12 protein-coding genes are annotated in these 14326 nt (G+C 68.8%); 3 read left to right on the top strand and 9 right to left on the bottom strand.

The features are described 5' to 3' along the window. The first annotated feature begins 186 nt into the window (after window positions 1-186). A complete protein-coding gene (gene pyk / locus AC3WLN_RS18290) occupies window positions 187-1623 on the top strand; it encodes a pyruvate kinase (RefSeq protein WP_463775460.1) in 1437 nt (478 codons plus the stop codon). A gap of 40 nt (window positions 1624-1663) precedes the next feature. Here pyk and AC3WLN_RS18285 read toward each other — a convergent pair whose 3' ends face one another. The 3 genes from AC3WLN_RS18285 to ykgO all read right to left on the bottom strand — a co-directional run bounded on the left by AC3WLN_RS18285 (window position 1664) and on the right by ykgO (window position 3475). Next, window positions 1664-2644 carry an alpha/beta fold hydrolase gene (locus AC3WLN_RS18285; RefSeq protein ID WP_492483626.1) on the bottom strand — a complete coding sequence of 327 codons (981 nt, stop codon included), beginning with the start codon at window positions 2642-2644 and terminating at the stop codon, window positions 1664-1666. A gap of 6 nt (window positions 2645-2650) precedes the next feature. After that, the gene (locus tag AC3WLN_RS18280) at window positions 2651-3175 is read right to left on the bottom strand and encodes a tetratricopeptide repeat protein (protein ID WP_492483628.1); all 525 of its coding nucleotides are present in this window, start codon (window positions 3173-3175) and stop codon (window positions 2651-2653) included. Between the two features lie 174 nt (window positions 3176-3349). After that, window positions 3350-3475, bottom strand: coding sequence for a type B 50S ribosomal protein L36 (gene ykgO, locus AC3WLN_RS18275; RefSeq protein ID WP_056222898.1), 126 nt, complete (start codon window positions 3473-3475; stop codon window positions 3350-3352). Window positions 3476-3820: 345 nt separating this feature from the next. Between ykgO and AC3WLN_RS18270 the strand changes: the two genes are divergently transcribed. Next, window positions 3821-4228: a PilZ domain-containing protein gene (locus AC3WLN_RS18270; RefSeq protein ID WP_492483624.1), complete on the top strand. Its 408-nt coding sequence runs from the start codon at window positions 3821-3823 to the stop codon at window positions 4226-4228. A gap of 104 nt (window positions 4229-4332) precedes the next feature. Here the strand turns inward: AC3WLN_RS18270 and hpnH are convergent, their stop codons facing one another. Beyond that, a complete protein-coding gene (hpnH, locus tag AC3WLN_RS18265) occupies window positions 4333-5496 on the bottom strand; it encodes an adenosyl-hopene transferase HpnH (RefSeq protein ID WP_055951783.1) in 1164 nt (387 codons plus the stop codon). Window positions 5497-6122: 626 nt separating this feature from the next. Here hpnH and AC3WLN_RS18260 point away from each other — a divergent pair. After that, on the top strand, window positions 6123-8795 hold the full coding sequence (locus AC3WLN_RS18260) for an MMPL family transporter (protein WP_492483621.1): 2673 nt from the start codon (window positions 6123-6125) through the stop codon (window positions 8793-8795). 94 nt (window positions 8796-8889) lie between these two features. Here the strand turns inward: AC3WLN_RS18260 and hpnK are convergent, their stop codons facing one another. The 5 genes from hpnK to AC3WLN_RS18235 all read right to left on the bottom strand — a co-directional run bounded on the left by hpnK (window position 8890) and on the right by AC3WLN_RS18235 (window position 14287). After that, entirely contained in the window at window positions 8890-9726 is an 837-nt protein-coding gene (gene hpnK, locus AC3WLN_RS18255) for a hopanoid biosynthesis-associated protein HpnK (RefSeq protein WP_492483619.1), read from the bottom strand. A gap of 94 nt (window positions 9727-9820) precedes the next feature. Next, window positions 9821-11251, bottom strand: coding sequence for a hopanoid biosynthesis associated radical SAM protein HpnJ (gene hpnJ, locus AC3WLN_RS18250; RefSeq protein ID WP_492483617.1), 1431 nt, complete (start codon window positions 11249-11251; stop codon window positions 9821-9823). A gap of 57 nt (window positions 11252-11308) precedes the next feature. Then, a complete protein-coding gene (gene hpnI, locus AC3WLN_RS18245; RefSeq protein WP_492483615.1) occupies window positions 11309-12487 on the bottom strand; it encodes a bacteriohopanetetrol glucosamine biosynthesis glycosyltransferase HpnI in 1179 nt (392 codons plus the stop codon). A gap of 106 nt (window positions 12488-12593) precedes the next feature. Beyond that, window positions 12594-13205 (bottom strand): MlaC/ttg2D family ABC transporter substrate-binding protein, encoded by a 612-nt coding sequence (locus AC3WLN_RS18240; RefSeq protein ID WP_492483613.1) that lies wholly within the window; start codon window positions 13203-13205, stop codon window positions 12594-12596. Next, the gene (locus AC3WLN_RS18235; RefSeq protein ID WP_492483611.1) at window positions 13196-14287 is read right to left on the bottom strand and encodes a flippase-like domain-containing protein; all 1092 of its coding nucleotides are present in this window, start codon (window positions 14285-14287) and stop codon (window positions 13196-13198) included. Before AC3WLN_RS18235 ends, AC3WLN_RS18240 begins: the two co-directional genes overlap by 10 nt. Window positions 14288-14326 lie beyond the last annotated feature (39 nt).

Raw genomic sequence — 14326 nt, 5'->3', positions numbered from 1 at the left:
CCTCGGCGGCCCCTGGTCTTCCGCCCCCGGCGCTTCGACCATGTGCTGGCCGCATCGCGGCGGCCCGGGCGCCGGCGGGTCCGGCGCGGCGTTCTTGACCTCCCGGCCGCTTCGGTGCTTGTGGCCCTCGCTCTCAATCCGGTCGTCTCGAAGCCGGCGGAGCCCACTCTGGGGATGGAGACAGCCTTGAAACGTTCACGCCGCACGAAGATCATCGCGACCCTGGGGCCGGCCTCCGACACGCCGGAGATGATCGAGAAGCTGTTTCGCGCCGGCGCGGACGTCTTCCGCCTCAACATGAGCCACCTGCCGCGCGAGAAGCTGCCCGAGAAGATCGAGGTCATCCGCACGATCGAGCGCGAGCTGAAGCACCCGATCGCGATCCTGGTCGATCTCCAGGGGCCGAAGCTGCGCGTGGCCGCCTTCGCCGAGGGCGCCGCCATCCTGCAGAACGGCGCCACCTTCGTGCTCGACAGCGACCCGACCCCCGGCGACGTCTCGCGGGTCTACCTGCCCCATCCGGAGATCCTCTCGGCCCTGGAGCCCGGCCACGTCGTCATCATCGACGACGGCAAGCTGCGGCTGACCGTGACCGAGGTCTCCGAGGGCCGCGCCGTGACCCGCGTCGAGGTCGGCGGCCGCATCTCGAACCGCAAGGGCGTCTCCCTGCCCGACACCGTGATTCCCGTGGCCGCCATGACCGAGAAGGACCGCGGCGACCTCGAGGCCGGCCTCGCGGCGGGCGCCGACTGGATCGCCGTCTCCTTCGTGCAGCGCCCCGAGGACGTGGCCGAGGTCAAGAAGGTCGCGGCCGGCCGCGCCCTCGTCATGGCCAAGATCGAGAAGCCGCAGGCGCTCACCCGCCTGGAGGAGATCATCGAGATCTCCGACGGCCTGATGGTCGCCCGCGGCGACCTCGGCGTCGAGATGCCCCTGGAGCAGGTGCCCGGCGTGCAGAAGCGCATCACCCGCGCCTCCCGCCGCATGGGCAAGCCCGTCGTGGTCGCGACCCAGATGCTCGAATCGATGATCACCGCCCCGGTGCCGACCCGCGCCGAGGTCTCGGACGTCGCCACCGCGGTCTACGAGGGGGCCGACGCAGTGATGCTCTCGGCCGAGAGCGCCTCGGGCAGCTTCCCCCTGGAGGCGATCTCGATGATGAGCCGCATCGCCGAGCAGGTCGAGCGCGACGCCCTGTACTGGACGATCCTCACGGCCCAGCGCTCCGAGCCCGACGCCACCGCCTCCGACGCCATCGCGGCCGCCGCGCACCAGATGGTCGATGCCCTGAACCTGACGGCGATCATGGCCTGGACGCATTCGGGCTCCACCGCCCTGCGCCTCGCCCGCTCGCGGCCCAACGCGACCATCATCGCGCTGACGCCCAAGCGCGAGACCGCTCGGCGCCTCGCCCTGTGCTGGGGCACCCACCCGATCGTCACCAAGGACGCCAGCGACGTCGACGACATGGCCTTCCGGGCGGCGAAGTTCGCGGTGCGCGAAAACTTCGCCGAGATCGGCGGCCGCATCATCGTGGTGGCGGGCGTGCCCTTCGGGACGCCCGGTGCGACCAACCTCGTGCGCATCGCCTTCGTCACCCGCGAGCACGCCGCCAAGGCCTGATGCGATGAGGTGCGCCGGGGCCTCGCGGCCCGAGCGCGCCTCAGCGCACGGGCAGCGATTCGGCGAGGCGTTCCACCTCCTGGACGACCGCCTCGGTCGCCACCGCGTGGACCATGTGGCCGATGCCGGGCAGCACCACGAGCCGGGCCCCGGGAATCAGGGCCGCCAGGGGCCGGGCGTGCCGGTCGGCCGGGACGATGGCGTCGCGGTCGCCGGTCACGATGATCGTCGGCGCGGCGATGCGCCCGTACCCGGCGCTCTGGTGCTTCAGGGCCTCGGGCAGCGCCATCAGGTCCTGCACGTTCGCGAGCATGGTCGCCGGGCGCAGGACCAGGGCGGCCCGGCTCGCCTCGAGATAGTCGGCCGGCGCCTCCTGGGGCTTGAACACCGATCGGCCGGCCGGCGCCAGGTAGTAGAGCCCGACCGGCGTCGCCACCGTGCGGCTCAGGAACCAGGTCACCGGCGGCACCAGGGCGAGCCGGTAGTACCAGGGGATCGGTCCGAGATCGGGCAGCGGCATCACCGCCGGCGCGAGCAGCACGAGTCCGGCGACCCGGTCGGGATGATCGAGGGCGAGCGCGGCGGCCAGCGCCCCCGACCAGGAATGACCGACGACGAGCGCGGGCCCGAGGCCGAGATTCCGCAGGGCCTCGGCGATCGCGGCGGCCTGCGCCCTCGGCGTCGCCATGGCGCTCCCGGTCAGGCGGTCGCTCCAGCCGAAACCCGGCCGGTCGAGGGCGACCACGCGAAACCCTTGCGCCGCGAGCCGGCGGCCGAGATCGGTCATCGGGTCGGCGGCATTGGCCGAGGCCCCGTGCAACAGCACGACGGTGCCGCGGGGCGAGGGATTCGGCCCGGCCTGGATCGTGGCGATGCGCCCGCCCGTCACCGCCACGAAGGGCCCGGCCGGCGGAAAGCGCGCCTCGATCCGCGCCGAGATCAGCAGCGTCACCCCGGCGGCGACGAGCGCGAGGACGACCCCGCCGGCGACGAGGCCGGCGACCAGCTTGAGCAGGAGCATGATCGGCTACAGGTCGCGGCCGTCGACGTCCGGCGCCAGCCGGTCGATGGCCTGTTGCAGCCGGTCCATGCGCGGATAGAGCGCCGCCGCCCGCCGGAAGGCCTCCAGGGCGCGGCGCTTGTCGTCCAGGGTCTGGTAGATCCGCCCCAGGGCCGCCCAGGCCTCGTAGTGCCGGGGCTCCAGCACCAGGGTGCGCTGCAGGTCGGCGATGGCCGCCGAGGGGTCGGACAGCATCCAGAACACCGTCGCGCGCCGGTTCCAGCCCTCGGACCAGCCGGGCTCCAGGGTCGTCGCCCGGTCCATCAGCTCGATCGCCAGGGGAAGGTCCTGGCCGGACATCGCCTGCCGCGCCCGCTCGGTGAGCAGGTCGGCGGTGGCGCTGCCGGACCGGCCGAGGCGCTGCTCGATGAGCCGCGCGACCCCCTTCGCCTCGGCATCGTCCCCGGCCGCCTTGAGGCGTGCGTAGAGATCGTCGAGGCTGAGCGGCTGGGTCTTCTTCGCCGGCTGCGGCTCGGACGCGGGCTTGGCCATCGCGCCGGGGGCGAGTCCAACGCAGAAAGCCGCGACGAGCGCGGCTTTCAGGCAGGACGACGGCAGGTTGGATCGAGGGAGGACGGCTCGCGACATGAGCGGAGCTTCCTCGCCCCGCATCGCGACGTCAACGTGCGCGCTTGCCGCGTCCGGCGGCGCGGCGCACGCTCCGCCTCAGCCCTGGCGGGCCTTGAAGCGCTTCTGGGTCTTGTTGATGACGTAGACGCGGCCCTTGCGACGCACGATCTGGTTGTCGCGGTGACGGCCACGCAGGGACTTGAGGGAGTTGCGAATCTTCATCGGTCTCACGTCGGTCGGGGACGAGCCCGCCGCCTGTCCATAGGGTCTCGGGAACGAGGCACCTGACGGCGGCCTCGGCGATGTGTCGATGCATCGCGGAAAGGCGGTTGCCTTATCAGGATTCGCGCCGGCAAGGCAAGGCGTTCGCGCCCATTCCGGTTCGAAGCTTCGCCGGAGAGGCATTTCGGAGGCCGGACTGCGGACGGACATCGCTCTCAGGAACGTGACCGTTCGCAGGAATGGGGAACGGATTTCGAAGATGCACCGGGAATTAGACGATATCCGTCTGTAAAGAATTGGGTGGCTATGACTCGGCCACGCGCATGGGGCGCGGAGACAGAGCCCGTGACGACCATCATGGAGCAGCCCGAAGACCCGACGCCGATCCAGCGTCGTGAAGAGCGCAGTCCGACCAATTGGATTGCGACGATCCGTTTTCGGGACGGCACCGAGATCCCCTGCAGCGTGAAGGACGTCTCCAAATCCGGAGCGCGGATCTGCGTCGGCGCGAACCAGGTGCTCCCGTCGGTCTTCATGCTCCGGATCATCGGACGCGATTTCCTGTGCCTCGTCCGGGTCGCCTGGCGTCGCGGCGACTACGTCGGCGTCCGCATCGAACGGGTCGGCAAGGTGCCCCCGCCCGCGCCGGCCGCGCCGGCCGCCGATACGACGACGGAGGCCCCCTCCACTCAGGACGTCGGAAGCGGCGGCATCGGCGTCCCCTCGCGCAAGCGCGCCATCTCGGCCTTCTGAGGCATCGGCCGGGCGCTTCCAGCAACCCCATCAACGAGAAAAACCCCGCCCTGCCGAAGCAGAGCGGGGTTTTCCAGGATGGGACGAACCGAGCCGGGCTCGGCTCAGGCGGCGCTGCGGTTCCGGGCTTCCCGCTTGGTGTCGACGCCCGAGGCTTTGATCTCGGACAGCTTCTGGGCGACGTTGCGCGAGAACACGAACTCGGCCGGGCGCTGGTTCTCCAGGCTGACCTCGGGCGCCATCTCGCCCTCGGTCTTGATGCCGCGCAGGGCATGGACCAGCGGCTTCCAGGGCTTCTTCACGGAGTCGACCACCGAGGAGGCCTCGTAGCCCGAATGGACCATGCAGTCGGCGCACTTCTCGTAGTTGCCGGTGCCGTAGGAGTCCCAGTCGGTCTCCTCCATCAGCTCCTTGAAGGTCGCGGCATAGCCTTCACCGAGGAGGTAGCAGGGCTTCTGCCAGCCGAACACGGTGCGGGTCGGGTTGCCCCAGGGGGTGCAGTGATAGGTCTGGTTGCCGGCCAGGAAGTCGAGGAACAGGCCGGACTGCTGGAAGGTCCACTTTTCGCGGCCCTTCTCCTTGCCGTGCCGGAACACGCCGCGGAACAGCTCTTTCGTCGCTTTGCGGTTCAGGAAGTGCTTCTGGTCGGGAGCCCGCTCGTAGGCGTAGCCCGGCGAGACGGTGATGCCGTCGATGCCCATCTTCGTCACGCTGTCGAAGAAGTCGGCGATCTTGTCGGCGGAGGAGTTGTTGAAGAAGGTGCAGTTGATGGTGACCCGGAAGCCCATCTCCTTGGCCTTGGCGATGGCCGCCACGGCCTTGTCGTAGACGCCGCGCTGGCACACCGACTGGTCGTGCATCTCCTTGTCGCCATCGAGATGGATCGACCAGGTGAAGTACGGGCTCGGCTTGTACTCCTTGATCTTCTTCTCGAGGAGCAGCGCGTTCGTGCAGACGATGGCGAACTTCTTCTGCGCGATGATGCCCTCGACGATCTGGGGCAGATCCTTGTGGAGCAGCGGCTCGCCGCCGGCGATCACCACCACGGGTGCGCCGCACTCGCGCACGGATTCCAGCGCATCGGCGACCGGCAGCCGCTTGTTCAGGATCTCGTCCGGGTAATCGATCTTGCCGCAGCCGGCGCAGGCGAGATTGCAGCGGAACAGCGGCTCCATCATCATCACGAGCGGGTAGCGCTTGCGACCGGTGAGGTGCTGCTTCAGGATGTAGCCGCCAATCTTCGCGACGTACCGGATAGGGATGCCCAAGACGCGGCTCCTTGTTGTTGGCCCCGATGTATCGGGCTGCTTAGCGTGAAAAAAGGCCAAATTCCAGCGAGCTAGACTGGAACCGATCCGAAAGGCGCCGTTTGGACGCCCATCGCGCAAGTTCCGCCGACGCTGAAACAATCCGGCCACAGACGGACCCCGAAGACCGTCGGACAGCCGAGCGGCCCCGGTAGCACATAACCCCACCGGAAGCGGTTATTCCTAATCCATGACTGCATGCCAGGGCCGCAGCTTGACTGTTCTGATCGCAGCACCCGGACGCAGCAAAGCTCTGGTCGCGCAGAAGTGCGGTGCGAAACCGCACGCCAAAGCGAACCGGTGACGCTCCTGTCCGTTCGCGTTGCATTACAGCCATCGGGCCGCTAGGTGGGCGCCTCAGTGAAGCAAATTCCTGTGAGCGATGCGATTCGTTCGAAGGCCCGCGGTGCCGTCACCCTTCGGCTTCGTGCACATCGATCTCGGCTCCGGATTCGGGGTTTCCACCAACAGGTGATAACCGGCGTCACAAGACAGATCGATTCTCGTTCCGTGGCCGCTTCGGGCCTCGGCGCCGACATGCGGCGCGACCGGACGGGAACAGGATCGCTCAGGCAGGTAGGACACTCGTGATCGAACGTCTCGTCGCGTTTTCCGTCCAGCGTCGCTGGTTGGTCATAGCCCTGGTCGCACTCGTCACCGTGGCGAGTGCCGGTGTGGCGGCTCATCTCTTCAAGATCAACACCGACGTCGAGCGGCTGATCGACAAGGATGTGCCGTGGCGTCAGGACGAGATCAATTACGAGAAGGCGTTCCCCCAGCGCACCGGCACCCTGGTCGCCGTCATCGACGGCAAGACGCCGGAAGAGGCGGAGGAAGCGGCCGCTGAGTTCTCCGCTGCCCTCGCCAGCCACAAGGAAATGATCGAGTCGGTCTACCGCCCCGACGGCGGTGCCTTCTACGAGAAGAACGGCTTCCTGCTCATGTCGCAGGAGGAACTGACCAAGACCACCGAGCAGTTGGTGCAGCAGCAGGGGCTGCTCGGCCCGTTGGCGGCCGATCCGTCCTTGCGGGGCATCATGCGCGTCCTTGGGCTCGGCGCACGCGGCATCAAGAGCGGCGACGCCAAGCTCGAGGATCTCGAGCGGCCGATGACCCAGATCGACGCGACGGTGCGCAAGGTGCTAGCCGGCGAGCCGGCGCGGATGTCCTGGCAGATGCTCCTGTCCAACGGACAGACGCAGAGCACCGACCTGCGCAAGTTCGTAATGATCCAGCCGGTGCTGGACTACAACGCGCTCCAGCCGGGCGCGAACGCCACCGAGGTGGTGCGCAAGGTCGCCTCCGACCTGAAGATCAACACCCTCGGCGGTCCGGCATTCGCCGGTGCCCCGCGCATGCGACTGACCGGCCCGGTGGCGGTGGCCGACGACGAATTCGCCACCCTCTCCGAGGACGCGCTGCTCAACTACAGCGTCACCGTCGGCGCGATCGTCCTGTTCCTGTGGCTCGCCCTGCGGTCCGCCCCGCTGATCGGCGCCGTCCTGATCACCACCTTCGCGGGCCTCATCGTCACGGCCGGCCTCGGCCTCCTGATGGTCGGCGAGCTGAACCCGATCTCGGTGGCGTTCGCCGCCCTCTTCGTCGGTCTCGGCATCGATTTCGGCATCCAGTTCGCCGTGCGCTACCGCGCCGACCGTTTCGAGCAGCCCGACCTCCTCTCCGCCATGCGGGCGGCGGCGCACGGCGTCGGCTGGTCCCTGACCCTGGCGGCCATCTCGCTGATCGCGGGGTTCTTCGCCTTCCTGCCCACGGCCTTCCGCGGCGTCTCCGAACTCGGCCTCATCGCCGGCGTCGGCATGATCGTGGCCTACCTGTTCGCCCTCACCCTGCTGCCAGCGCTGATCGCGGTGTTCCGGCCGAAGGGCGAGCGCGAGGCCGTGGAGACCACCTGGCTGGCGGGCGTCGACCCGTGGATCATCCGCAACCGCAAGCCGATCCTGATCGGCGTCGGCCTGATTACGCTGGCGGGCATCCCGCTGCTGTTCAAGCTGCCGTTCGATTCCAATCCGATGCACCTGCGCAGCCCGAAGGTGGAATCGATCTCGACCTATCTCGACCTCATCAAGGACCCGGCGACGAGCCCGAACATCATCGACGTGATGGCGCCCTCCGTGGAGGCCGTCCCGGCCCTGGCCGACAAGCTCTCGAAGCTGAAGTCGGTGGCGAAGATCATCGACATCAACACCTTCGTGCCGCCGGATCAGGATCAGAAGCTCGCGACCATCGCGGAGACCGCACAGCTCCTCGGACCGGTGCTGAATCCGGGCCGCAAGCCGCCGCCGCCGACCGATGCCGACAACGTCAAGGCGATCAAGGAGGCGGTGACGGCCCTGCGTGGGATCGCGTCCGGCTCCAGCGCACCGGGTGCGAAGGCCGCCGGCGATCTCGCCACCGACCTCGACAAGCTCGCGGCCGCCCCGGTCGCCACCCGAGAGGCCGCCAGCGTGGCGCTGACCACGGACCTGAAGACGCTGCTCACCCGCCTCTCCGGGCTGCTGAACCCCGAGAAGGTGACCCTCGACAACCTGCCGCCGAAGCTGAAGGCCGAGTGGGTCGCCGCCGACGGCCGCTCGCGGATCGAGGTCCATCCCAGCGGCGATGCCAACGACAACCGGGTGCTGCGCAACTTCGCCAAGGAGGTGCAGAGCGTCGCGCCCCATGCGACGGGCGCCCCCGTCGCCACGACCTCGTCGAGCTACACCATCCTCGGCGCGTTCCTGCAGGCGGCGATCACGGCGCTGGTGCTGATCTTCATCATCCTGTCCGTGGCCCTGCGCAAGCCGTGGGACGTGGCGATGACCCTCGGCCCGCTGGTGCTGGCGACCCTCTGGACGCTGATGGCCCTGCACATCGTCGGCATGCCGCTGAACTTCGCCAACATCATCGCGATGCCGCTGATGCTCGCGGTCGGTGTGGCCTTCCACATCTACTACGTCATCGCCTGGCGGGCCGGCGTCACCGACATGCTGGCCTCCAGCTTGACCCGGGCGATCTTCTTCTCGGCGCTGACGACGGGCACGGCCTTCGGCTCGCTGGTGCTCTCGAGCCATCCGGGCACCGCCAGCATGGGCAAGCTGCTCGCCCTGTCGCTGTTCTTCACCCTGGTGGCGGCGTTCTTCGTGGTCCCGGCCTTCCTCGGGCCGCCGCCGAAGCATCCCGATCCGAAGCGCCCGGAGGGTGACGCGGCCCTGCCGCCGTCGGCCCGCACGCCGAGTGCCGAGGCGGTCCCGGCGAAGTAGACGCCGACCTGAAGCTATTGGACGAACGGGCGCGGATCGGATCCGCGCCCGTTTCCGTTTGGGTGGACGAGTCGACGACGAACCGCTCAGCCGATCAGCTCAGGAAGTCCGAGAAGCCCCCACGGGCCACGCCGGCCACGGCCGCGCGGCTCTCCGGGGCGATCAGCGCGTCGCGCTCCGCCGCATAGGCATAGCCCGGCGCCTCGCCCGGGAAACCGCCCCCGGTCGCCGGGTGGGTGTAGAGCTCGGTGAGGCCGTCCGGCAGGTGCGCCAGGAGCCCCGCCACCCGGGCGGGCGTCATCGCGCCGGACCAGGCGAGGCCCAGCGTCCGGTCGGGGATCAGCAGGCCGGCCTGACGGGCCCGCAGGGCGAGGAGCGCGGCCCAGGGCGCCGTGTCGAGGGCCGCCTTCGCGACCGTGCCCGGTTCGGCCGCCCGGAGCACGGCGCGGGTCTCCCGCGGCACACGGATCGCCCGCATGCCGTGCCGCGCCCCGGCCGCGAGCACGAGGCCCGCGATCAGCGGATGCACGTGGAAGTGCTTATGGGCGTTGGCGTGGTCCAGGGTCAGGCCCGTCGCCGCATAGGCCTGGAACTGTGCCTCGATCTCGGCGGCGAGCTGGCGGCGCGCCGATGCCTTCAGCGCGAGGTCCAGGCCGAGCCGCCCCATATCGCGCCGGATCAGGCCGTCCGGCCCCACGAGGTCCGGCAGGCCGGCCGGCGGTAGGGTCGGCCAAGCCTCCACCATCACGAGGTGAAGACCGACCCGCAGGGAGGGCAGGCGCTTGGCGCGTGCGATCGCATCGGCGGCGGCCGGCGCCGAGACCATCAGGCTCGCGGCGGTGAGGATGCCGTCGCGGTGGGCCTGTTCCACGGCCTCGTTGACCTCGAGGCTCAGGCCGAAATCATCGGCCGTGACGACCAGTCGCTTCACTTCGTGGCTCCGCTTGGGTGGGGGTCACCGACCCTGAAACGCGAAACGGCCGGGCTTTCCAGCCCGGCCGCCCCAGTTCGATCGGTCGTCGCGTTCAGGCGGCGGCGCTGGTCTGGCGCTCCTTGAGGAAGCGGTAGAACTCCACGCCCTCGCGCAGGCGGCGCTTCATCATGTCGGGCGAGCGGACCATCTCGGAGACGATCGAGGCGATCTTCGGCGCGCGGAAGTAGAACTTCTTGTAGAACTCCTCGACCGCCGCGAAGATTTCCGTGTGCGACAGGTGCGGGTAGTGCAGCGGCGCGATCTGCACGCCGTTCTCATCCACCAGTTCGGCGTTCTCCACGTCGAGCCAGCCGTTCTCGACGGCCTGCTTGTAGAGGAACGTGCCGGGGTAAGGCGCGGCCAGGGAGACCTGGATCGTATGCGGGTTGATGCGCTTGGCGAAGGCGATCGTCTCCTGGATCGTCTCCTTGGTCTCGCCCGGGAGGCCGACGATGAAGGTGCCGTGGATGGCGATGCCGAGCTCGTGGCAGTCCTTGGTGAACTTCTCGGCCACCTCGACGCGCATGCCCTTCTTGATGTTGTTGAGGATCTTCTGGTTGCCGGACTCGTAGCCGACCAGCAGCAGGCGCAGGCCGTTGTCCTTGAGGACCTTCAGGGTCTCGCGGGGCACGTTCGCCTTGGCATTGCACGACCAGGTCACGCCGAGCTTGCCGAGCTCGCGGGCGATCTCCTCGGCGCGGGGCAGGTTGTCGGTGAAGGTGTCGTCGTCGAAGAAGAACTCCTTCGTCTGGGGGAACTCCTTCAGGCAGTACTTGATCTCCTCGATCACGTGCGCGACCGAGCGGGTGCGGTAGGTATGGCCGCCGACCGTCTGCGGCCAGAGGCAGAAGGTGCAGCGCGACTTGCAGCCACGGCCCGAGTAGAACGAGATGTAGGGGTGCTTCAGGTACCCAATGAAGTACTTCTCCATCTCGAGATCGCGCTTGTAGACCGAGGTCACGAACGGGAGTTGGTCCATGTCCGTCATGATCTCGCGGTCCTCGTTGTGGACCACGGTGCCGTTGGCATCGCGATAGGACAGGCCCTTGATCTCGGACATCGGAGTGCCGTCGGCGACTTCCTTGACGGTGAAGTCGAACTCGTTGCGGGCGCAGAAATCGATGCAGGGGGCCTGCGCCATGGAGCCGGCCGCGTCCACCGCCACCTTCGCGCCGATCAGGCCGGCGATGAGCTTCGGGTTGGCGGCCTTCAGCGCCTCGACGGTCTTCACGTCCGACTTGAACGACGGCACCGAGGTGTGGAGCACCACGAGGTCGAAGTCATGCGCCTGGGCGACGATCTCTTCGAGCTTGATGTTGTGCGGGGGCGCATCGATCAGCTTCGAGTTCGGCACCAGGGCGGCCGGCTGGGCGAGCCAGGTCGGGTACCAGAACGACTTGATCTCGCGCTTGGCCTGGTAGCGGGAGCCGGCGCCGCCGTCGAAGCCGTCGAAGGTGGGGGCCTGCAGGAAGAGGGTGCGCATGGGGTTCAAGGCCTCAGCGAGATCAGGGGAAAGGTGAAACGAGGGTCGAGGCGAAGATCAGAGCGACGATGCACCAGCATCGCGGCCGAGCGTCGTCTCGGGGATCAAGGTACCGTCCGCAACCACGCGATAATCATGGCCCTTCCATGTCACCGCACCTGAGACGAAGCTCCAGGAGAAGTTCATGAACGAGAGGATGTCGCGAATCGGCAACAGCCAGTAGGGGTGCGGCGCGAGCCCGAAGGCCCGCTCCAGGCGGACGCACAGGATGATGCGGCAGGCGAGCGCGAAGGCCGCGACCGCCAGGGCCGTGGTGCCGGCCCCGGGAATCAGCGCGCCGATCAGCGCGAGCGGGAAGGCATGCGTCACGAGGGAGCCCGCATAGCCCGCCGGATCGACGTTGCGGATGGTGCGGTTCCAGCGCAGCTCGTGGCTCCACAGGCTGGCCAGATCGGTGTCGACGCAGGTGTGGCCGATGGTGAAGCTCGGGATCGCCACGAGGCCGCCCTGGGCGCGCAGGGCCTCCCCGATGGCGTAGTCGTCGGCGAGATCGTCCCGGAACCTCTCGAACCCGCCGACCTCGCCCAGTGCCTTCGCGCTGAACGCGATGGTGGAGCCGAAGCAGGGATTGGCGAGCCCGAGGGACGTGCCCATCACCACGTTCGGCAGGAACTGGACGTCGATGGCCAGCGCCGAGAGATGGGCCCAGATGCCCCGGTGCGCCGGAACGCCGTGGTAGAGGCAGGTGACGCCGGTGACGCCGGGCTGGCTCAGCGCGGCGACCACCCGCCCGAGATAGTCGGGCTTCACCACCATGTCGCTGTCGGCGAGGACGATCACGTCATGGGCGATGCGGGCCGACATGTTGATGAGGTTCGAGACCTTGCGGTTCGAGCCGTGCTGGCGGGCGTCGATCACGAGATCGAGGCGGGCCGCCGGATAGGCCTCCTGGAGGCGGCGAACCACGGCGATGGCCGGATCGGCCGCGCTCTGAACGCCGAACACGATCTGGATTGGCGCCGGATAGGCCTGCTGACAGAAGGTTTCGAGGTTCTCGTAGAGGTTCGGCTCGATGCCGCAGAGCGGCTTCAGGATCGTGACCGTGGGCGCCGTGGCGCCGAGCACCGGCTCCGCCCTGCGGGCGAAGCGTCCGGCCAGGGCGGCGGCGGTCAGGCCGTAGAGGCAGCCGACCAGGGCGATCAGCGGCAGGAGGTGCGAGAGCCAGGTCAGGTCCATGAAGGGCATCGCTCGGTCACGGGTCTCGTGAGAGTGCCGCGGTAGCGAGCGGCGCGAATCGTAACGGGTCGGGAGAGGAACAAAGTCCGGGGTTTGTGGCCGGACTCTAAGGCGCTGGTTTGGCGGCGAGCATCCCTGTCGTGCGATCGCGCATGAATGCCAGGAGGCCATCCGCGCCACCGGTCTTCAGTGGTTCGGCGAAGCTGCCGCGCAGGCTCGCGACCTCGCTGACGTTGCCGTTGAGATACACGTCCTGGACGCGGTTGCCGGGACCGACGAGGAAGTCGACCTGCGAGGTGTCGCCGTCCTTGTTCGCGACCTCGGTCTGCACGACGCGGTTCGGCCCACGGGCTTCGCTCTGCGGCTTGACCGTGAACTTGCCGCCGGCCGCCTGGGCGAGGCGCGTGGCGTAGGTCGCGGTGAAGTAGCGGCCGAAGGCTTCGGTCAGGACGCCCTGCTGTTCCGGCGTGAAGGTCTTCCATTTCGGCCCGGCGGCCAGACGGATCATGGCCGGGAAATCGAACGTCTCGCTCAGGGTCGGGCCGATGCTCGCCGCACGGGCGCCGACATCCTTGGGGGCGTCCCTGAGGGCGGATTCGAAGGTCGTGTAGACCTTGGTGACGGAATCCACCGCGGCATCCTCCGCCGCATGCGCGGCCGGGCTCAGCTGCAGCAGTCCGGCGACGAGGCCCGCGAGAACGACGCGATTCAGGCGCACTTCTTGAGGTCTCCCAGATCGGTCTCGGCCCGGACCCGGCCGCCGAAATCATTGGCCAGCACCGGGACCAGGAGGTCGTGGCGCAGGGCGGGCTCGGTCCGGACCTCCGGCGCGGCCGCGGGTTCCGCCGCGTCGCTGCCCTCGAGGGCGTGCCAGGCGAAGAGGCCGGGAACGCCGACCAGCAGGTCCGCCAGCCGCTTGACCAGCGACAGGGCCAGGGCGGCTTCGGCCGGAATGCCGAAGATGGCGCAGAGGGCGATCAGACCGCCCTCCTGGGCTCCGAGCGCGCCCGGAACCGCGAAGGCGGCGCCGCGGACCGCCTGGGCCAGGCTCTCGATCACCACCGCCTCGACGACGCTGACCGGGTATCCCATGAAATGCAGCGCGACGTAGACCTCGACCGTGCCGATGAACCAGCCGACCAGGTGGATGCCGAGCCCGCCGGCGACACGGCCGCGGTTGCCGTAGAGGCGCTTGAGGCTGTCGTAGAGCACGTCGATGGCACCCAGCGCGCGCCACTCGCGCGAGCCGGCGAAGCGGCTGACGAGGGCCTGGATGACCTTGTGGCCGCTCCGGCGCTGGATGAGGTAGAAGGCGCCGAGCGCCGGCGCCGCGAGGGCGAGGCCGCCGGCCACCGTCCGGACGATGGGGCCGTCGCCCGCGATCCAGACGAGGAGCAGGACGCCCGCCACGGTGAAGAGGAACTGGGTGACCGCCTGGGTCATCAGGTCGACGAACATGCTGGCGCCGGCGACGCCGCCCGGAACGCCGCGCTTGGTCAGCAGGCGGGCGCCGACGAAATCACCGCCGACCTGGGCCACGGGAAGCAGCGTGTTGATGCCCTCGCGGACGAAGCGCAGCGTCATGCAGTCCCAGAGGGTCGGGCGCGCCGCCGTCGGAAAGATCACGAACCATCCGAGCCCGGCCCAGGCCACCGCGAAGCCGCGGGCGACGACCACGATCAGGGCGCCCCAGCCGGCGCTCACGACGGCGGCCGCGACGTCTTCCAGTCCCGAGGACAGGAACAGGCCGACGACCGTGCAGAGACCGACGATCAGAGCCAATGTCGTGAGACGTTTCATGGGCCCCTTTCGGCCAGCGGCACGGCGAGTCAAAGCTTA

The sequence above is a fragment of the Methylobacterium sp. FW306-05-D genome, assembly GCF_058782155.1.
The sequence above is the reverse complement of the archived record's forward strand: the minus strand, read 5'-3'. Positions and strand labels throughout refer to the sequence as shown.

Coding starts and splice junctions, on each gene's coding strand:
- AC3WLN_RS18285 (WP_492483626.1), bottom strand. CDS start 2,644: ATGCTCCTGCTCAAGCTGGTCGCCGGCCTCGTCGCCGGCGGGGTCGTC.
- AC3WLN_RS18280 (WP_492483628.1), bottom strand. CDS start 3,175: ATGGCCAAGCCCGCGTCCGAGCCGCAGCCGGCGAAGAAGACCCAGCCG.
- ykgO (WP_056222898.1), bottom strand. CDS start 3,475: ATGAAGATTCGCAACTCCCTCAAGTCCCTGCGTGGCCGTCACCGCGAC.
- hpnJ (WP_492483617.1), bottom strand. CDS start 11,251: ATGCGCACCCTCTTCCTGCAGGCCCCCACCTTCGACGGCTTCGACGGC.
- hpnI (WP_492483615.1), bottom strand. CDS start 12,487: ATGGACCTGACCTGGCTCTCGCACCTCCTGCCGCTGATCGCCCTGGTC.
- AC3WLN_RS18235 (WP_492483611.1), bottom strand. CDS start 14,287: ATGAAACGTCTCACGACATTGGCTCTGATCGTCGGTCTCTGCACGGTC.